The 18,730-nt window shown below is 70.0% G+C and carries 12 protein-coding genes, 3 tRNA genes and 2 pseudogenes; 9 read left to right on the top strand and 8 right to left on the bottom strand.

Annotated elements, in window-relative coordinates; all coding sequences use genetic code 11:
* Positions 1–8: 8 nt before the first annotated feature.
* The 8 genes from PY257_RS08605 (at position 9) to PY257_RS08570 (ending at position 6,904) form a co-directional block, all read left to right on the top strand.
* Positions 9–84, top strand: a tRNA-Ala gene (locus PY257_RS08605).
* Between the two features lie 28 nt (positions 85–112).
* Positions 113–188: transfer RNA gene (locus PY257_RS08600), tRNA-Glu, on the top strand.
* Positions 189–231: 43 nt separating this feature from the next.
* Positions 232–308 (top strand) — tRNA-Asp (locus PY257_RS08595).
* Between the two features lie 679 nt (positions 309–987).
* Positions 988–4,083, top strand: a complete 3,096-nt coding sequence (locus tag PY257_RS08590) for a bifunctional diguanylate cyclase/phosphodiesterase (protein WP_275740941.1) — start codon at positions 988–990, stop codon at positions 4,081–4,083.
* 492 nt (positions 4,084–4,575) lie between these two features.
* A complete protein-coding gene (locus PY257_RS08585; RefSeq protein WP_275740939.1) occupies positions 4,576–5,679 on the top strand; it encodes an NAD(P)/FAD-dependent oxidoreductase in 1,104 nt (367 codons plus the stop codon).
* 139 nt (positions 5,680–5,818) lie between these two features.
* Positions 5,819–6,130, top strand: coding sequence for a DUF883 family protein (locus tag PY257_RS08580; protein WP_275740937.1), 312 nt, complete (start codon positions 5,819–5,821; stop codon positions 6,128–6,130).
* A 46-nt stretch (positions 6,131–6,176) separates the two neighbouring features.
* Complete coding sequence (locus PY257_RS08575; protein WP_275740935.1) at positions 6,177–6,572, top strand: phage holin family protein; 396 nt, start codon at positions 6,177–6,179, stop codon at positions 6,570–6,572.
* Positions 6,569–6,904, top strand: coding sequence for a hypothetical protein (locus PY257_RS08570; protein WP_275740934.1), 336 nt, complete (start codon positions 6,569–6,571; stop codon positions 6,902–6,904). The genes PY257_RS08575 and PY257_RS08570 overlap by 4 nt, the downstream gene beginning before the upstream one ends.
* A gap of 94 nt (positions 6,905–6,998) precedes the next feature.
* On the opposite strand, the gene PY257_RS08565 is transcribed toward PY257_RS08570, so the two are convergent.
* Complete coding sequence (locus PY257_RS08565; protein WP_275740932.1) at positions 6,999–8,054, bottom strand: quinone-dependent dihydroorotate dehydrogenase; 1,056 nt, start codon at positions 8,052–8,054, stop codon at positions 6,999–7,001.
* Between the two features lie 38 nt (positions 8,055–8,092).
* Here PY257_RS08565 and rpiA point away from each other — a divergent pair, with 38 nt between their 5' ends.
* Positions 8,093–8,788: a ribose-5-phosphate isomerase RpiA gene (gene rpiA, locus PY257_RS08560; protein ID WP_275740929.1), complete on the top strand. Its 696-nt coding sequence runs from the start codon at positions 8,093–8,095 to the stop codon at positions 8,786–8,788.
* Between the two features lie 178 nt (positions 8,789–8,966).
* On the opposite strand, the gene PY257_RS08555 is transcribed toward rpiA, so the two are convergent.
* The 7 genes and pseudogenes from PY257_RS08555 to PY257_RS08525 form a co-directional block, all read right to left on the bottom strand.
* Complete coding sequence (locus PY257_RS08555; protein WP_275741070.1) at positions 8,967–9,614, bottom strand: glutaredoxin family protein; 648 nt, start codon at positions 9,612–9,614, stop codon at positions 8,967–8,969.
* A 32-nt stretch (positions 9,615–9,646) separates the two neighbouring features.
* Positions 9,647–11,704, bottom strand: a complete 2,058-nt coding sequence (locus PY257_RS08550; protein WP_275740927.1) for a M3 family metallopeptidase — start codon at positions 11,702–11,704, stop codon at positions 9,647–9,649.
* A 94-nt stretch (positions 11,705–11,798) separates the two neighbouring features.
* The gene (locus tag PY257_RS08545) at positions 11,799–13,013 is read right to left on the bottom strand and encodes an ATP-grasp domain-containing protein (protein ID WP_275740925.1); all 1,215 of its coding nucleotides are present in this window, start codon (positions 13,011–13,013) and stop codon (positions 11,799–11,801) included.
* Between the two features lie 15 nt (positions 13,014–13,028).
* A pseudogene (locus tag PY257_RS08540) lies at positions 13,029–14,291 on the bottom strand (pyridoxal phosphate-dependent decarboxylase family protein); the annotation flags it as partial.
* A gap of 246 nt (positions 14,292–14,537) precedes the next feature.
* Positions 14,538–15,383, bottom strand: a pseudogene (gene folD / locus PY257_RS08535) (bifunctional methylenetetrahydrofolate dehydrogenase/methenyltetrahydrofolate cyclohydrolase FolD); the annotation flags it as partial.
* Between the two features lie 78 nt (positions 15,384–15,461).
* Entirely contained in the window at positions 15,462–16,088 is a 627-nt protein-coding gene (locus PY257_RS08530) for a response regulator transcription factor (RefSeq protein WP_275740923.1), read from the bottom strand.
* Between the two features lie 4 nt (positions 16,089–16,092).
* Entirely contained in the window at positions 16,093–18,648 is a 2,556-nt protein-coding gene (locus PY257_RS08525; protein WP_275740921.1) for a PAS domain S-box protein, read from the bottom strand.
* Positions 18,649–18,730 lie beyond the last annotated feature (82 nt).

Here is an 18,730-nt window from a genome sequence, read left to right as displayed (position 1 = left end):
AAAACTATGGGGGTATAGCTCAGCTGGGAGAGCGCTTGCATGGCATGCAAGAGGTCATCGGTTCGATCCCGTTTACCTCCACCAATTTCTTGAGAATCAGTCCCAAGGTTTTGACCCTATCGTCTAGAGGCCTAGGACATCACCCTTTCACGGTGAGTACCGGGGTTCGAATCCCCGTAGGGTCGCCAAGTTTGTGGCGCTTGGCTCGCAAGAGCGAAAGCCGCACCACGCGGAGTGGTAGTTCAGTTGGTTAGAATACCGGCCTGTCACGCCGGGGGTCGCGGGTTCGAGTCCCGTCCACTCCGCCAGCCATATGGGAAGCCGCTGCAATTTCATTGATTTGCAGCGGCTTTTTTCTTGACTGCTACACGTTGTACGCCTGTCTGTGCTACCCGCGGCCGCTCGTTTGTGCAGCAGATGTGCAGCAACCAAAGCGTGCCACGCGCTTCTGCTTCTGCCTGCATGCACCGCTCTGCGCCGGCGGCTCGTTGGCCACCAACGCGAGCGAGCACCCCATGCATCACACCGACAGACAAGGCGCCCAGCAGCGCCCGAAACCGGCTACGCGACCTTGTTGTTCTCGTTGGCGCGAAGTTAACCCTGGAAACGGCAGTTGGATGCGCTCCGCCGGTGCCGTGATCGGGGTGCCAGGCAAGACGCGACGACGCGGCGGGCTGCTGCCCGCAAGGAGAAGCAACGCCGCATGGCGCCCCGAGCGCGGTGCTGGCAGGTGCATAGCGCTCTCACCCACGAGGTGAACCCCATCGGCGCCGTCAATGCTCGATTTCATGCGGCCTGGCAAGGGATACGAAGCGGTCAACTGCCGTTTCCAGGTTAACTGCATGTATCCGAACGAGGCGTGGACTGGTCGTCTGGCGGCACCTGTGTGGCGCCAAAGTTGACGGCCTCGGATTCCTTGTTTGCGTCAGTCCTGTGCGGTTATGCTGGCATTTTTCCGTGCAGCAGAATCCGTCCATAAGCCCCGCCATGCCCTACCGCAACCTGCCGACATTGCAGCGCCGTCTCGGCGAGTGGCTGTTGTTGGGCGTGCTGTTCCTGGCGCTGGGGGCCCTCGTGGTGCACATCGTGCTCCTGGAGCAGAGCCGCATCGCGCGGCAGGAACTGGACCGCCTGCAGGCGCAGGCCCGCACGGTGGACGACAACCTCACGCGCCAGTTCCACGGCATCTACGGTGCCCTGGGCGACGTGCGTGACGAGTTCGGCCTGGGCGACCCGGCATCCGCCGGCCCGCAGGCCTCGGCGCGGCTGCAGGCGCTGGTGCGCGCCATGCCCGGCGTGCGCACCATGCTGGTCGTCGATGCCGAGGGGCGCATCTGGGCCGCCAGCCGCAGCGAACTGCTGCAGCGCAACGTGGACGAGCGCGAATTCTTCACCACGCCGCGCGAGCAGCCGCGCGCCGCGCTGCTGTATGTATCGCAGCCGTTTCATACCGACCTCGGCGTGTACTCGATCAACGTGGCGCGCGTCATCCTCGATGCGCGGCAGCGCTTCGCCGGCATCGTCTCGGCCACGCTCGACCAGACCTACGTCGACGTGGTGCTCCGCTCGGTGCTCTACGCCCCCGACATGCACGCATCCATCATGCACGGCGACGGGGCCGTGTTCCTGGCCCTGTCGGGGGACAGCCAGCGCCCCATGGCCATGGAGCCGGGCGGCCCGCTGTTCGCGCGGCACATGACCAGCGGCCAGATCGCCACGGCATACGAGGACACCCGCGAAACGGCCAACGCCCGCATGCTGGCGCAGCGCACCATCAACCCCGCCAGCGCGCCGATGGACAAGCCGCTGGTGGTGGGCATCAGCCGCCAGGTCGATGCCGTGTTGGCACCGTGGCGCGCCCAGGCCATGGTGTATGGCGTGCTCTACGCGGCGTGCGCGCTGCTGGCGGTGCTGGGGCTGCTGCTCATACAGCGCTGGCGCGCCCAGCGCGTGTTGCTCGATGCCCGGCGCGACGCGGATCGGCGTGCCGACGCCGAGCGGCTGGAACTCACCCTCACCGGCGCCGACGTGGGCCTGTGGGACTGGGACGTGCCCAGCGGGCGCATGTTCTTCAATGAGCGCTGGTATGCCATGCTCGGCTACGCCGCCTCGGAGATCGCGCCCTTCGTGCGCAACTGGCTGGCCCTGGTCCACCCCGAAGACCGCGCACGCATCAACCAGAGGCTCGACCCGCACCTGCGCGGCGAAACCCCGGTGTATGAATGCGAATACCGCATGCGCCACCAGGACGGCCACTGGGTCTGGATCCTCGACCGCGGCAAGCTCATGGAGCGCGGCACGCGTGGCGAGCCCGTGCGCATCGTCGGCGCGCACATGGACATCACCGCCCGCAAGCACGCCGACGAAGCCCTGCGTGCCAGCGAGGCGCGCTTCCGCAGCCTGACCGAGCTCTCATCCGACTGGTACTGGGAGATCGACGCACAGTACCGCCTCGTTCGCATCGAGGGCTATTCGGCCCGCGACACCGGCTTGTCGAGCCAGGGGCAGCTTGGCCATACACAGTGGGAGATCGGCGCGCTCAACATGTCCGACGCGGACTGGCAGGCCCACCGCGCGGCGCTGGAGGCGCACGAGACCTTCCACGACCTCGAACTGCAGCGGCTCGACGGGCAGGGCAGTACGTACTGGATCGCCATCAGCGGCGCGCCGATCTTCGACGAGGCGGGGGCCTTGCGCGGCTACCGCGGCATCGGGCGCGACATCACCGGGCGCAAGCGCGCCGAGGACGAGATCGAGCGCCTGGCCTTCTACGACGCCCTCACCGGCCTGCCCAACCGCCGCCTGCTGCTGGACCGCCTGACCGTCGCGCTCGCGGCCAGCGGGCCGCGGCAGGACCAGGGCGCGCTGCTGTTCATCGACCTCGACAACTTCAAGGACCTGAACGACACCATGGGCCACGACGTGGGCGACACGCTGCTGGAGCGCGTGGCCAACCGCCTCGTCACCTGCGTGCGCGCCGGCGACACGGTGGCGCGCCTGGGCGGCGACGAGTTCGTGGTGATGCTCGAACACCTGGGCCGCGACATCGACGCCGCCGAGGCCGCGGCCCGCGCCGTGGCCGCCAAGGTGCTCGACATCCTCAACCACCCCTACGTGCTCGACGGCTACCAGCACCACAGCACGCCCAGCATCGGCATTGCGCTGTTCGACAGCCAGACCCGCAGCGTGGACGAGCTGCTCAAGCGCGCCGACCTCGCCATGTACCAGGCCAAGGCCGACGGGCGCAACACCATCTGCCTGTTCCTGCCCGAAATGCAGGCCGCCGTCAGCGCGCGCTCGGCGCTCGAAGGCGACCTGCGCCAGAGCCTGCAGCACGACGAGATGCTGCTGTACTACCAGCCCGTGGTGAACGAGGACGCGCACCTCACGGGCGTGGAGGCGCTGCTGCGCTGGCACCATCCGCAGCGCGGCATGGTGTCGCCGGCCGAGTTCATCCCGCTGGCCGAGCAGACCGGCCTGATCCTGCCCATCGGCCAGTGGGTGCTGGAGATGGCCTGCGCGCAACTGGCGGCGTGGGCGCAGCAGGCCGACACGCGCGGCCTCTCCATCGCCGTCAACGTGAGCGCGCGGCAGTTCCGCCACCCGGACTTCGTGCGTCAGGTCACCGGCGCGCTGGGGCGCAGCGGCGCATCGCCCCAGCGGCTCAAGCTCGAAATCACCGAGACGCTGCTGCTCTCCAGCGTGGAGGACATCGTCGCCAAGCTCGCCCAGCTCAAGGCCGTGGGCGTGGGCTTCTCGCTCGACGACTTCGGCACCGGCTATTCATCGCTGGCCTACCTCAAGCGCCTGCCGCTGGACCAGTTGAAGATCGACCAGTCCTTCGTGCGCGACGTGCTCACCGACCCGAACGACGCGGCCATCGTGCGCACCATTCTGGCCCTGGCCGAGAGCCTGGACCTGCAGGTGGTGGCCGAAGGCGTGGAAGTCGCCGGCCAGCTCGACTACCTGCGCCGCCACGGCTGCAAGGCGTTCCAGGGCTACCTGTTCGGGCGGCCCGTGCCGGTCGAAGAGCTGGTCATCACGCCGGCCATGCGCGGCGTCCGCATCGACGCCATCATCTGACCCCGGATGGTTCATGAACCTAGAAACGGCAGTTGACCGCTTCGTATCCCTTGCCAGGCCGCATGAAATCGAGCGTTGCCGGCTTCGATGGGGTTCACCTCGTGGGTGAGAGCGCTATGCACCTGCCAGCACCGCGCTCGGGGCGCCATGCGGCGTTGCTCCTCCTTGCGGGCAGTAGCCCGCCGCGTCGTCGCGCCTTGCCTGGCACCCCGATCACGGCACCGGCAGGCGCATCCAACTGCCGTTTCTAGGATGAATGAAATATGCCTCCAGTGCAGTGTTCAACGCTAAGCAGCACATAAAACCGCGCCTTTTGACGCATGGCGGCGTTGCAAATCCTCGCGATAGCTACGGCTATCGCTGTGGTTTGCGCCTTGCCCTGCGCCACAACGCATCGCTTTTATTGGTGCCGCCAAGCATCGAATACTGCACTAGCGCTTATTCCGCCTGCGGGAGCAGCTCTTTTTTCGATAGCAGAACAGGAGAATCCCGATGGACCGCGTAGACACCGTCGTCGTGGGTGCGGGCGTGGTGGGCCTGGCGGTGGCGCGCGCACTGGCGCTCGCCGGGCGCGAGGTGCTGGTGCTGGAGGCCGCGGCCGCCATCGGCACCGGGACCAGCGCGCGCAACAGCGAGGTCATCCACGCCGGCATCTACTACGCGCCAGGCTCGCTCAAGGCCCGGCTGTGCGTGCAGGGCCGGCGGATGCTCTACGCCTACTGCGAAGAGCGCGGCCTGCCGCACCGCCGCTGCGGCAAGCTCATCGTCGCCACGCACCAGGACCAGCTCGCGCAGTTGCAGGGCATCGCCGCCCAGGCCGCGGCCAACGGCGTCGGCGACCTGCGCCTGCTCACGCGCGAGCAGGCCCGCGCGCTGGAGCCACAGCTCGAATGCATGGCCGCGCTGCTGTCGCCATCCACGGGCATCGTGGACAGCCATGCGCTCATGACCGCGCTGCTCGGCGACATCGAGAACGCCGCCGGCCTGCTGGCGCTCGATTCGCCGCTGGAGCGCGCCGCCGCCACCGCCGCCGGCATCGTGCTCACCGCGCGCGACGGCACGCAACTGCTGGCGGGCACCGTCGTCAACGCCGCCGGCCTGCACGCGCAGGCGCTGGCGCGGCGCTTCGATGGGCTGGACGCGCGCCACGTGCCGCCCGCCCATTACGCCAAGGGCAGCTACTTCACCCTCTCGGGCCGCTCGCCGTTCAGCCGCCTGATCTACCCCGTGCCGCAGGCCGCGGGCCTGGGCGTACACCTGACCATCGACCTGGGCGGACAGGCCAAGTTCGGCCCCGACGTGCAGTGGGTCGATGCGCCCGACGACCTGGCGGTGGACCCGGCGCGTGGCGACGCCTTCTATGCCGAGGTGCGCAAGTACTGGCCCGCGCTGCGCGACGGCGCGCTGGAGCCCGGCTACGCCGGCATCCGCCCGAAGATCCAGGCGCCCGGCGAGCCTGCGCGCGACTTCCTGGTCCAGGGCCCGCGCGAGCACGGCGTGGCGGGCCTGGTCAACCTGTTCGGCATCGAATCGCCGGGGCTCACCAGTTGCATGGCCATCGGGCAGCACGTGCGGGAGCTGCTGGCCGCCGCATGAACCTTGCCTTGATCTGGGTCAGTTGTGGGCCCGCGGGTTGGCGGCGTAAGATGGACTCGAATGTGCGCCAGGGGGCTGATTTCGACACCTGGCCTTTCCGCAATCGAAGAAAATCGCACTCTGCAAAGGAAGTACCACCATGACCGCAACCATCAAAGAAACCGCCAGCAAGACCCAGGCCGAGATCGAGAAGCTCGTCTCCGACCTGCGCGAGCTGGTCGACAGCAAGGAGCTCGACAGCATCCCCGAGATCAAGGCCCTGCGCCGCCGCCTCGATGCCGGCCTGCATTCGCTGCGCGACTCTGCCGTCGAGGCGGCCCAGGAGGCCGCCTACCAGGCCAAGGAAGCCGCGCGCGCCGCCAATGAATATGCCCACGACGAGCCGTGGCGCGTCGCCGGCGCGGCATTGGCCGTGGGCGCCTTGCTGGGCTTCCTGCTGGGTCGCCGCTGATGGCGGCGGGCGCGCCGGGCGCCCTGTGCGCCCAGGGAGCGCGGGCATGAACTGGCGGTCCCTGCTGGGCCTGGACGACTGGGCCGCGTGCTGGCACAAGGCCGCCACCGAAGGCGCTATCGCGCTCGAGGACCGGGTGGAGCTGGCCTGCCTCGAATGGCAGGACCAGAAACGCCGGCTCTGCTGGCTGCTGGTGCTGTCCATCCTCGGCGCGGGCCTGACGGTGGTGGCGCTCACGGTGCTGTCGCTGGCCGTGCTGGTGCAGTTCTGGGACACGCCCCAGCGCGCCACCGTGGCCTGGGTGCTGGGCGCGCTCTGGACCCTGGCCTGGCTGGCCGTGCTGGCGGCGCTGGCGCAGATGGTGCGCCGCAGCGGCGCCGCGTTCGCACTGACCCGGCGCGAGCTGTCGCGCGACTGGCAGGCCCTCAAGGAGTCGCTATGACCGACGAGGCCGCATTGCCATTCCTGGCCGCCGAACTGCCCGCGCCGTCCCCCGCGCAGCAGGAGGTGCTGGCGCGCATCGCGCGGCAGCGCGGTCGGCTGCGCCAGGAACGCCTTGCGCGCGAGGAAGAGGCGCTGCTGGAGGCGCAGGCGCAATCCCTGCCGCCCGAGCCCGGCGCCCCGTTCGCCGCGCGGCTGGCGTATTTCGCGCGCCAGCACCCGGTGGCCGTGTCGGCCCTGGCGGGCGGCCTGCTGGCGGCGCTCGGGCCGGCGCGCATGCTGCGCTGGGCCGGCTGGCTGCTGCCCATCGCACTGCGCCGGCTGGGCCGCTGATGCCGGGTTGCGACCGCACCGCTGGCCGCGCGGGGCCCGTGGCGCGGGCAGTGGATATTCGTGCCTTGCCGCCGCCCCGCGCCGTGCGCGGCGGTCAGGCCATGTCGCGCAGGGCGCGCGCCGCGGCGCTGGGCAGGCCGGGGCCGGCGTAGACCAGGCCGGTGTAGATCTGCACCACGTCCGCGCCCGCGCGGATCTTGGCCACTGCGTCCTGCGGCGCCATGATGCCGCCCACGCCGATGATGGGGAAGTCGCCGCCGAGCGCGGCGCGCAACTGGCCGATCACGCGGTTGCTGGCTGCGCGCACCGGCGCGCCGGAGAGGCCGCCGGTCTCGTCCGCATGCGGCAGGCCCCGCACCGCGTCGCGCGCGATGGTGGTGTTGGTGGCGATCACGCCGTCCATGCCGTGGCGCCGCAGCGTGAGCGCGATCACGTTCACCTGCGCCTCGTCGATGTCCGGCGCGATCTTCACGAAAATGGGTACGTATTTGCCGTGGCGCGCGGCCAGCAGTTCGCGCTGCCCGGCGATGGCCGCCAGCAGCGCGTCGAGGGCGGCGTCGCCCTGCAGGGCGCGCAGGTTCTGCGTGTTGGGCGAGCTGATGTTGATGCTCACGTAGTCGGCGTGCGGGTACACGCCGTCGAGGCAGGCCAGGTAGTCGGCGGTGGCGTCCTCGATGGGCGTGGCGGCGTTCTTGCCGATGTTCAGGCCCAGCAGCATCGGGTGGCGGCGCGGCTGACTGCGCAACCGCGCCTGCCGCACGTTGCGCACGAAGGCGTCGAGCCCGTCGTTGTTGAAGCCCAGCCGGTTGATCAGCGCCTGCGCCTGCGGCAGCCGGAACATGCGCGGCCGGGGGTTGCCGGGCTGCGCGCGCGGGGTGACCGTGCCCACCTCGACGAAGCCGAAGCCCATGGCGGCCAGCGCGTCGATGCAGCGCGCGTTCTTGTCCAGGCCCGCGGCCAGGCCCACGCGGTTGGGGAAGGTCAGGCCGGCGAGCTGCACCGGGTCGTCCACGGTCTCGCTGCGCCAGGCCCACTGCAGCGGGCCGCAGCCGGCGCCGCGCGCGAGCAGGTCCATGGTCAGCTCGTGCGCGGTTTCGGGGTCGAGGCGGAAGAGAAAAGGGCGGACGAGCGGGTAGGGCAGCGGCGGCATCGGTTGGATAATCCGGGGGAACTCCGCGATTCTCCCCCATGACGCATGCCGCTTCCCCCGCCCTGAGCCAGGACGAACTCAAGACCCTGGTGGGCCAGGCCGCCCTGGACTATGTGAACGAGGGCGACATCGTCGGCGTCGGCACGGGCTCCACGGTCAACAGGTTCATCGACGCGCTGGCGGGCATCAAGAGCCGCATCCGCGGCGCGGTGTCGAGCTCCGAGGCCAGCACCGCGCGGCTGGCCGCGCTGGGCATTGCGGTGTTCGACGCGAATGCCGTGGACGAGCTGCCCGTCTACATCGACGGCGCCGACGAGATCGACGGCCACGGCCACATGGTCAAGGGCGGCGGCGCGGCGCTCACGCGCGAGAAGATCGTGGCCGCGCTGGCGTGCCGCTTCGTCTGCATCGCCGACGAGAGCAAGCTGGTGCCGGTGCTGGGCCGCTTCCCGCTGCCGGTGGAGGTGATCCCCATGGCCGCGCACCGCATCGCGCGGCAGTTCGCCGCGCTGGGCGGCCATGCCGCGCTGCGGCACAAGGACGGCGCGCCGCTGGTCACCGACAACGGCCAGCACATCCTGGACGTCGCGGGCTTGTCCATCAGCGACCCGCTGGCGTTCGAATCCCAGGTCAACCAGTGGCCCGGCGTGGTGACGGTGGGGGTGTTTGCGCACCAGAAGGCGTCGGTCTGCCTGCTGGGCACCGCGCAGGGCGTGCGCACGCTGCGGTTCTGAGCAGGACTTGCGCAAACAAGGCTGCGCCAGCCGTTGCGACCAGCGGGCAGGTGTCTTGCCTGAATCCGTTTTGCGCAAGTCGTTTCTGGGGTGATACTCCTGGGGAGTATCGCTATCTACCGCTTTATTTACCTGCGCTGGCGGATGGCAGGTGGGGGAGTATATGCCCCCGCCGCGGTCAGAACGTGATGCCGGCCGGGTTCGCCGGCGCGGGCCCCTGGGGCGCGCTGGGCGCGACAGCCGGTGCGGCGGGCGCCGCGCTGGGCGCAGGGGCCGCGGGCGGCGTGGCCCGCTGCACGGCGACCAGCGGCGCGGCGGGGGGCTGGCGGTAGCCGGGCGGCAGCTGCGATTCCTTGGGATAGCCCGCCGCGTCGAGGTACTGCGTCCATTCCACGTCGGAGAAGCCGGAAAGCTTCTGCCCGCCGATGGTGGCGAAGGGCAGGCCGGAGTCGCCGCTGAGCTTGTTCAGCGCGTCGATGTCCTCGCGCGTGTTCACCGTGCGTTCGGTGAACGGTATGCCGCGCTGCACGAGCAGCGAGCGCGCCGTCGTGCACGGCGCGCAGTTGGAGCCGGTGTAGAGCGTCACCGGAAAGCGGCTGGCAACCTGGCGCAGCGCATAGGGCAACTGGCCGCCCGCCTCGCCGGCGGAAGCTGCGGGCTGCACTGGCATGGCGCGCTCGGCCTGGTTGACCGGCGGGCGGTCCGAGAAGGTCACCTTGCCGTCGGGGCCGACGATGCGGTACACCTGTTGCGCCTGGGCGCAAAGCGCCAGCAGCGCGAGGAGCAGGGGGGCCAGCAGTTGCTGCAGTGGTCGGGCGAAGCGCATCGTCGGGTACTCCAGGAAAGTCATGGGGGAAGTCAGGCCATGCCCTGGTGGCGCAGCAGCGCGTCCAGGCTGGGCTCGCGGCCGCGGAACGCCTTGAACGATTCCATCGCCGGGCGGCTACCGCCGGCCTCCAGGATGGCCTGGCGGTATTTTCGCCCGGTTTCGGGGCTCGGCGTGCCGTCCGGGCGCATGGTCTCCTCGAACGCCGCGTAGGCGTCGGCGGAGAGCACCTCGGCCCACTTGTAGCTGTAGTAGCCCGCCGCGTAGCCGCCCGCGAAGATGTGGCTGAAAGTCTGCGCGGTGCGGCTGAAGGGCGGCGGCTCGAGCACGGCCACCTCGTCGCGCACGCGGTCGAGCAGCGCCATGAAGTCGGCTTGCGGCTCGGTGTGCAGCAGCATGTCGAACAGCGCGAACTCCACCTGCCGCAGCGTCTGCATGCCGCTCTGGAAGTTCTTGGCCGCCAGCATCTTGTCGAACAGCGCGCGCGGCAGCGGCGCGCCGGTGTCCACGTGGGCCGTCATGTGGCGCAGCACCTCCCACTCCCAGCAGAAGTTCTCCATGAACTGGCTGGGCAGCTCCACCGCGTCCCATTCCACGCCGCTGATGCCCGACACGTCGTGCTCGTTCACCTGCGTGAGCATGTGGTGCAGGCCGTGGCCGAACTCGTGGAACAGGGTGCTGGCGTCGTCGTGGGTGAGCAGCGGCGGCTTGCCCGCCACGCCGCCGGCGAAGTTGCACACCAGGTAGGCCACCGGCGTCTGCAGCCCGTGCGTGTCGGGGCGCAGCCAGCGCGAGCGGGCGTCGTCCATCCAGGCGCCGCCGCGTTTGCCGGGGCGGGCGGTGGGGTCCAAATAGAACTGGCCGACGAGTTTGCCGGCCCGCTCGATGCGGTAGAACTCGACCGACGGGTTCCAGACCGGCGCCTCGTCGCGGCGAATCGCCACCTCGAACAGCGTCTCGGCGATCTTGAACAGCCCGGCGAGCACCTTGGGCGCCGGGAAATACTGCTTGACCTCCTGCTCGCTGAAGGCGTAGCGCGCCTCCTTGAGCTTCTCGCCCACGTAGGGCCAGTCCCAGGCCTGCGGGTCGGCCAGGCCCAGGTGCTCGGCGGCGAAGGCGCGCAGGTCGGCCAGATCCTTCTCGGCGAACGGGCGGGCGCGGTGGGCGAGGTCGCGCAGGAACGCGATCACCTGCTGCGGCGAATCGGCCATCTTGGGCACCAGCGAGACTTCGCCGAAGTTGCGGTAGCCGAGCAGTTCGGCCTCCTCCTGGCGCAGCGCGAGGATGTCGCGGATGACCTGCGTGTTGTCGAAGCGCACGGCCTCGCCCCCGGCCTGGTCGGAGGCGCGCGTGGCGTAGGCGCGGTAGAGCTTCTCGCGCAGCGCGCTGCGGGTGGCGAACTGCATCACGGGCAGGTAGCTCGGCAGCTTCAGCGTGAGCTTGTGGCCGGGCTTGCCCTCGGCCTCGGCGGCGGCGCGGGCGGCCTGCACCACGTCGGCGGGCACGCCGTCGAGTTCCTCCGCGCTGGCGTAGCAGGCGAAGGCGTCGGTCGCGTCGAGCGCGTTCTCGCTGAACTTCTGGCCCAGCGCGGCCTGCTGTTCCTGGATGGCGGCGAAGCGATCCTTGGCCGCGCCCTGCAGTTCGGCGCCGCCGAGCACGAAGTCGCGTATCGCGTTGCGGTGGGCCTGGCGCTGCTCGGCGTCGAGCGTGGCAGGGTCGATCGCCTTGTACTTGGCGTAGAGCTGCTCGTCGGCGCCCAGGCGGGTCCAGAACTCGGTGACCTTGGGCAGCGCCTCGTTGTAGGCGGCGCGCAGCGCGGGCGTGTCGGCCACGCTGTTGAGGTGGCCCACCACGCCCCAGGCGCGGCCCAGGCGCTCGGTGGCCACGTCGAGCACCAGGGCGATGTCGCCCCAGCGGGCGGGAAAGCCGGGCTGGCTGACCGTGTCCAGGGCTTTTTCAGCCTCGGCCAGCAGGCTGTCGATGGCGGGGGCCACGTGTTCGGGCCGGATGCGGTCGAACGGCGGCAGGTCGGTGAAGTCGAGCAGGGGATTGTCGGCGGGTGAGGAGTGGGAGATGGAAGTGGCGCTCATGGATGGCATTTTGCGGCATGTGCGCCGGGTTCAAGCGCGGGCGGTGCGCGAGAGTCCATGCGCGGCATGGCCGCCGTGGCCCGGGGTGCCTGTTTCAGCGCGGTGCCGCCATGGCCCGCGCCAGCATGGCGTGGAAGCCCCGGTAGATCTTGTCCATGTGCGGGCGCTTGTAGGGGAACAGGTCGTCCGGGTCCATGGAGTGCACCACCGCGCCGGGGTCCACCTCGAACACCAGCAGTTCGCCGGCGGGCGTTTCGGCGCAGTCCAGCACCAGGTAGTCGAGGCCGAAGCGGTCCGCCACCGCCGACAGGGCCGCGGCATGGCGCTGGCCGAAACCGCCTGCACGCTCGAAGCCGGTCATGAATGCCTCCTCCTCCGCGCGCTTGGCCGCGCTGTCGGACATGCCGGCGTTCAGGTAGTGGATCATCCAGTGGGACGAAACACCCATGTGCGCGGCGTACGGCACGCCGTCGATCAGCACCACCCGGTATTTGCGGAACAGCCCGTCGGCGCTGCGGTAGTCGATGAAGCGGGAGATGAAGAACGCATCCGCCGGCGCCTGCTCCGCCAGGTAGGGCGCGATGTCCTGCGGGCCTTCGATGCGCGCCAGGCCATGCCCGGCGTGGGAGTCGACCGGGCGCACGATCAGCGGGTAGCCGCCATCGGGCAGCACGGCGGCGGGCGCGGTGTCGCCGCGCGCCAGCGCCTGCAGGGTGGATGCGTCCACCCGGGCGGACGGCGGCATCAGGATGCCGGGCACGCCTTCCAGCACGGCGTAGGCCTGGGCGCGCGACGTGCGCGGAATGCGGTCCGCGCGGTTGATGACCGGCGCCGGCCAGCCCGCGAGCTGGCGGCCCAGCGCGTCCAGCAGGGGCCGGGTGGGGTCGGATTCGGAGACGGCGACGAAGATCGCATCGTGCGCGGGCAGCGGCTGCGGCAGCGGTTCGCCGGGCAGCACGTAGACCATGTGCAGCGCGATGCCCGCCGCCTCCGTCAGGAAGGGCAGCGGCGCGTTGGCCATCAGGTCGCCGGGCGCCATGACGGCCAGCAGGCGGATGGCGTGCTCGTGCGGGCCCGGCAGGCTGTACATCCGCTGGGTCTGCAGGGCCTGCGACTGCGCCGCCAGGCCCAGTGCGCGCTCCCCCTGCAGCATGAGCACGGTGGACAGGTCCATCAGTGCGCAGGCGTCTTGCTCGTCGCGGGCGGCGCGCTCCATCAGGCGCTGGGCCAGCGGCCGCAGGTCGCGCCCCTGGAAGGCCAGGGTCATGAGGTGCGCCAGTCCCAGCAGGGCGGTGTCTTGGTCCATCATGGTCGGTTCGGTTCCTCAGGCAGGGCGGCTGGCCGCCGGGGGCGGTGCGGCATCCGCACCCGAAAGGCCGCTGCGGCGGCGTCCGCAGGCCACGGCGGCGTGCACCAGCGCGTCGATGTCGTCGAGGGTCGTGCGGTGGTTCACGATGGCGGCGCGGATGGCGGTCCGCCCGTCGATGGTGGTGACGGAGGGCACGGCGATGCCGGATTCGTGCAGGTCGGCCACGATTTCGGCGTTGACCGCATTGGCGTCCTCGCAGCGGTAGCGGAAGCAGACGATGCTCAGCGCCACCGGCGCCAGCAGTTCCAGCTCCGCATGGGCCTCGACGCGCTGCCCCAGCGCACGCGCCAGCGCGCACGAGTGCGAGATCGCGGCGCCCATGGCATCGGTGCCGTGGGTGACCAGGGTGAACCAGGTCTTGAGCGCGCGGAACCCACGCGACAGGTCCGGCCCCAGGTCGCAGGGCCAGGGCGAGCCGGCGGCCAGGCCGCGCGGGTGGCGCGCCAGGTAGGCGGCGGGCGAGGCGAAGGCGGCGAGCTGGTCGGCCTCGCGGCGCACCAGGACGAAGCCCGCATCGTAGGGCACCTGCCCCCATTTGTGGAAGTCCAGCGCGATGGAGTCGGCCTGCCCGATGCCGGCGAGCAGCGGCGCCACGTCGGGCGCCAGCATGCCGAGCGCGCCATAGGCGCCGTCGATGTGGAACCAGACGCGGTGCTCGTGCGCGACCGCGGCGATGGCGGCCAGGTCGTCCACCGCGCCCGTGTCGACGGTGCCGGCGGTGCCGGCGATGAAGAAGGGGGTTTGCCCGGCGGCCTTGTCGGCGGCGATCATTCGGGCCAGCGCCGCAACGTCCATGCGGTGGCGCGCATCCACCGGCACCCGGCGCAGGGCGTCCGTGCCGAGCCCGGCGATGGCCATGGCCTGCGCGATGCAGCCATGGGCGTCGGCGGAGGCGTAGGCGGACAGCCGCAGGCCGGAGGCGGCCACTCCGGTCTTGCGCGATTCCCCGCCCAGCGCGGCGGTGCGTGCCACCAGCAGGCCGATCAGGTTGGCCATGGACGAGCCGGTGACGAACAGGCCGCTGGCGGTTTCGGGCAAGCCGAACAGGTCGCGCATCCAGGCCACGATCTGACGTTCCATCTCCAGGGGCATCTGGTCGCGGCCGCCCAGGTTGGCGTTCAGCCCGGCGGCCAGCATTTCCGCCAGCATGCCGACCGGCGTGCCGCCGCCCTGCACCCAGCCCATGAAGCGGGGGTGCGCGTTGCCGGCAGCGTAGGGCAGCACGCTGTGCATGAAGCGCCGGTGGGCCTGCGCCAGGCTGGTCGGCGCTGCCGGCAGCGGCTCGCGCAGCGACGACCGCACCTGCGGCGAAATGGGCTGCCACACCGGGCGATCGCGCAAGGTTTCCAGGTAGCCGAACATGTCGTCGAGCATGGCGTGGCCTTGCGCGCGCAGTTGCGTCCAGTCGTCGGGGTCCAGCGAATGGGGGCGGTGGTCGGTCATGGGGCATGGGGCTGGACAGGCGGCTGCGCGTTCCGCCGCTTCGAGCGTGTTGACCAGCAGCATCGTGATCGTCATCGGTCCCACGCCTCCGGGCACGGGGGTGATCCAGCCCGCGACCTCCTTCACGCCGGCGAAGTCCACGTCGCCGCAGAGCTTGCCCGCGTCGTCGCGGTTCATGCCCACGTCGATCACCACGGCGCCGGGCTTGACCATGCCGGCGGTGAGCACGTTGCGCTTGCCCACCGCGGCCACCACCACGTCGGCGTCGCGCGTGAAGTGGGCCAGGTCGGGCGTGGCGCTGTGGCAGATGGTGACGGTGGCGTTCTGCGCGAGCAGCATCAGCGCCATGGGCTTGCCCACGATGTTGCTGCGGCCAATGACCACGGCGTGCTTGCCGCGCAGGTCGTAGCCGATGGATTCGAGCATCTTCATGCAGCCGTAGGGCGTGCAGGGCCTGAAAGCCGGCATGCCGGTCATGAGCGCGCCGGCGCTGGCGACATGGAAGCCGTCCACGTCCTTGGCCGGCGCGATGGCCTCGATGACCTTCTGCGCGTCGATGTGCGCGGGCAGCGGCAGTTGCACCAGGATGCCGTGGATGGCGGGGTCGTCATTCAGCGCCTGCACGCGGGCCAGCAGGGCGGCCTCGGTCATCGCCGCGTCGTACTTCTCCAGGACCGAATGCAGGCCGCTGTCGGTACAGGCCTTGACCTTGTTGCGCACATAGACCTGGCTGGCCGGGTTGTCGCCCACCAGCACCACGGCCAGGCCGGGCGTGACGCCGCGGCTTTTCAGCGCGGCGGCGCGGCGCTCCACGTCGGCGCGCAGTTGGCGGGAGAGGGCGTTTCCGTCGATCAGTTGGGCGGTCATGTCGGGAAAGAATTTACCAATAAAAAAGCCCGCCAGCGCAGGTGTGGCGGGCGGGAGTAGCTATGAATTCAGGAGTTTTCAGGCTTTGGGCGCATTTTGTCCCAGCGCGATCTTGAGCAGGTCGGCCACGGTGTTGGCGTGCAGCTTTTCCATGATGTTGGCGCGGTGCGCCTCCACGGTCTTGATGCTGATGCCCAGGTCGTCGGCGATCTGCTTGTTCAGCCGCCCGGCCACGATGCGCTCCAGCACCTGCGCCTCGCGGCTCGTGAGCTTGGCCAGCAGCGCGTCGCGGCTGGCGGCCTGCTGGTGTTCGACGAAGGCTTCGCGCGCGTGTTCGAGCATGCGCTCCACCAGGGCCACGAGCTCGTCTTCCTTGAACGGCTTTTGGATGAAGTCGAGCGCGCCCTTCTTCATGGTGTTCACGGCCATGGGCACGTCGCCGTGGCCGGTGATGAAGACGATGGGCAGGGGCGACTTCCGTTCCACCAGCCGGTCCTGCAGCTCCAGGCCCGTCATGCCGGCCATGCGGATGTCCACGATCAGGCAGGCAACCTCGCGCGGGTCGTAGCGGGCCAGGAACGCCTCGGCGGATTCAAAGCAGCGCACGCGGTAGTCCTTGCCTTCGAGCAGCCATTGCAGCGAATCGCGCACGGCCTCGTCGTCGTCCACCACATAGACCGTGCCCTTCTTCGGAATCAGGCTCATGTCGTCACCCCCGGTTGCGTGTATTTGCTATGGAATTGATAGTGCCATCGGCAGGCTTGGCGAGCGGTATCCAGAAGGAGAACCGGCAGCCCGCAATCTCCGTTCCATTGTAGAGGTTCTCCGCTTGCATCCGGCCCTGGTGCGACTCGATGATGCTGCGGCACAGGTTCAGGCCGATGCCCATGCCTTCGGACTTGGTGGAGAAGAAGGCTTCGTAGAGCCGATCCAGCACCTCGGGCGCCAGGCCGGCGCCGGTGTCGAGCACGGTGAACTCCACGCCGGGCTGCTCGTCCACCTGGCGCGGCACCACGCGCAGTTCCACGTTGCGCTGCTGCAGCGGGCGGCGCGCGTTGTCGATGGACTCGGCGGCGTTCTTCAGCAGGTTGACCAGCACCTGCTCGATGAGAATCGGGTCCACCAGCAGGTGCGGCAGGCGCGCGGCCACGTAGTGCGACAGGCGCACGCTGCGCCGGCGCAGCTCGATGCCGGCCAGCTCCACCGACTCGCCCACGATCTCATCCACGTTCGACAGCGTGCGGTTGGGCTCGCTCTTCTTCACGAAGGCGCGGATGCGCTGGATGATCTGGCCCGCGCGCTGGGCCTGGTGCGCGGTTTTCTCCAGCGCCGCGACGAGCGCGTCTTCCTCGATCTGCCGGTTGCGGATGCGCGCGATCATGCCGCTGCAGTAGTTGCTGATGGCCGACAGCGGCTGGTTCAGCTCGTGCGCCACGCTAGACGCCATTTCGCCCATGGTGATCAGGCGGCTGACCGACTGCGCGCGCTCGGCCTGGCTGGCAGCCTGCTCCTCGGCCTGGCGGCGCGGCGTGATGTCGGTGGCAATCACCAGTTGCGCCAGCCTGCCGTCGACCCAGTTGAGGTAGCGCGAGCGCACTTCGAGCCACTTGCCGAGCTCGGGCACGAAGATTTCGGCGTTTTCGCTCTGCGCCGAGGTCAGTGGGTCGGTCGGCAGGCCCATGAGCCCGTCCACCTCGTCGCCCGATTCTCCGCCCGGCGTGGCCGCCGGCACACCGGCCTGCGCCACCAGTTGCAGGTGCCCCGTGGCCAGCGAGCCGAACCACTGGCGGTAGAGCTTGTTGGCGAACAGCAGCTCGTGGCTGCCCAGCGGCGCCACCGACACCGACGCGTCCAGCGCCTCCAGCACGACGGTGAAGCGCTCGTGCGACGCGGCCAGTTGGGCGCGGATGCGGTTGGGCTCGGTGATGTCGGTCATCGAGGTCATCCAGCCCGTCTGCTGGCCGTGCGGGTCGATCAGCGGCGAGAGGTACATGCGGGCGTCGAACAGCGTGCCGTTCTTGCGCTTCATGCGCACCTGGAAGCCGCCCTGCACGGTCTTGCCCGCCAGCTCGTCGCGCAGCCGCGCGTGCAGCGCCTCGTAGTCGGACTCGGGCCAGAACGAGAACGGCGCGCGCTGGCCCACCAGTTCGGCGTTGCTCCAGCCCGTCATCTGGCAGAACGCCGCGTTCACATAGGTGATGCAGCCGTGCATGTCGAGCACGCGCATGCCGGTGACGATGGAGTTCTCCATCGCGCGGCGGAAATTCATCTCGGCCACCAGCGCCTCCTGGGCCTGCATGCGCCGGCGCGTGTGGCGCCAGGTGGCCAGCAGCATCCACACCGTCATGGCGCTGAGCGTGCCGACGAGCCAGAACATGCCGCTGCCAATCACGCCCGGCGAGGTGCGGTACGCCTGCGCGCGCAACTGCAGCCCGTTGCCCACGAGGGATACCGGCACCTCGTGTCCGCTGGCGCGCGTGGTCCAGGGCAGCAGGCGCGTGGCACCGTCGCGCGGCGGCAGCGGAGTGCCGGCCAGCAGGTGGTTGCTGCCGTCCACCAGCGTGACGGCGTAGCGCGCCAGCACCTCGGTGGGCGTGCCGTAGCGCAGCAGGCCGTCGAGCGAGTATTCGCCCATCACCACGCCCGCGAAGCGGCCCTGTTCGTTCATGAGCGGCACATGCAACTGCAGCAGGGGCGCGGCGTCGCCGATGCGCATGGGCTGCGAGTACACGGGCTGCTGCAGGTCGCGCGCCAGGCTGAAGCTGCCGTCGGTCTCGCCGTCCTTGAGCAACTCGCCGGCCATGCGCAACTGACTGTTGGCCAGCGTGGGCGCGGCGTGGCTGGCGCGCACCTGCCGGCGCTGGTCGATCCAGGTGATGGCCTGCCATTCGGGGTACTGGCTGATCAGCGACTCGGCGCGGGCCACGAACTCGGGCGGCTCCATGTCGCCGCCGGACACGTCGCGCGCCAGGCGCATCAATTGCTCCTGCCGCTCCAGCAGGCGCAGGCGCAGGCGCTGCTGGGCGTATTCGGCATCGCGTCGCACGGCCTCCTGCGCGCGCTCCGCTTCTTCCGCGCGCAAATACCACAGCGCCGCCGCGATGGCGGCCAGGAACAGCAGCACCGCCAGCAGCGGCGCCAGCATGGCCAGGCGGTCCTGGTGCGTGGGCGGCTGGCTGCGCCACCACGTGCGCCACCAGGCCAGCGGCGCGGGCACTGCGGCGGGGGCGGGCGCCTTTACCGGTGGAGTAGGGATTTGCTGCATGTGCGCAGTGTAGGGAGCTATTGGCACGGCGCAGGCCGCCCGCGCGTATCACGTGGGCCGGGCGAGGCGTGGATGGCCGTGA

Source organism: Curvibacter soli, assembly GCF_029211125.1.
Taxonomy (GTDB): Bacteria; Pseudomonadota; Gammaproteobacteria; order Burkholderiales; family Burkholderiaceae_C; genus Curvibacter_A; species Curvibacter_A soli.
This window is presented reverse-complemented; position numbering and strand designations above follow the sequence as displayed.

Bases quoted from the DNA above. Each gene is read 5' to 3' on its own strand.
- PY257_RS08580 (WP_275740937.1), top strand. From the start codon at position 5,819: ATGACCGCAACCATCAAAGAAACCGCCAGCAAGACCCAGGCCGAGATC.
- PY257_RS08570 (WP_275740934.1), top strand. From the start codon at position 6,569: ATGACCGACGAGGCCGCATTGCCATTCCTGGCCGCCGAACTGCCCGCG.
- PY257_RS08555 (WP_275741070.1), bottom strand. From the start codon at position 9,614: ATGCGCTTCGCCCGACCACTGCAGCAACTGCTGGCCCCCCTGCTCCTC.
- PY257_RS08525 (WP_275740921.1), bottom strand. From the start codon at position 18,648: ATGCAGCAAATCCCTACTCCACCGGTAAAGGCGCCCGCCCCCGCCGCA.
- PY257_RS08545 (WP_275740925.1), bottom strand. From the start codon at position 13,013: ATGATGGACCAAGACACCGCCCTGCTGGGACTGGCGCACCTCATGACC.
- PY257_RS08565 (WP_275740932.1), bottom strand. From the start codon at position 8,054: ATGCCGCCGCTGCCCTACCCGCTCGTCCGCCCTTTTCTCTTCCGCCTC.
- PY257_RS08585 (WP_275740939.1), top strand. From the start codon at position 4,576: ATGGACCGCGTAGACACCGTCGTCGTGGGTGCGGGCGTGGTGGGCCTG.
- PY257_RS08590 (WP_275740941.1), top strand. From the start codon at position 988: ATGCCCTACCGCAACCTGCCGACATTGCAGCGCCGTCTCGGCGAGTGG.
- rpiA (WP_275740929.1), top strand. From the start codon at position 8,093: ATGACGCATGCCGCTTCCCCCGCCCTGAGCCAGGACGAACTCAAGACC.
- PY257_RS08530 (WP_275740923.1), bottom strand. From the start codon at position 16,088: ATGAGCCTGATTCCGAAGAAGGGCACGGTCTATGTGGTGGACGACGAC.
- PY257_RS08575 (WP_275740935.1), top strand. From the start codon at position 6,177: ATGAACTGGCGGTCCCTGCTGGGCCTGGACGACTGGGCCGCGTGCTGG.
- PY257_RS08550 (WP_275740927.1), bottom strand. From the start codon at position 11,704: ATGAGCGCCACTTCCATCTCCCACTCCTCACCCGCCGACAATCCCCTG.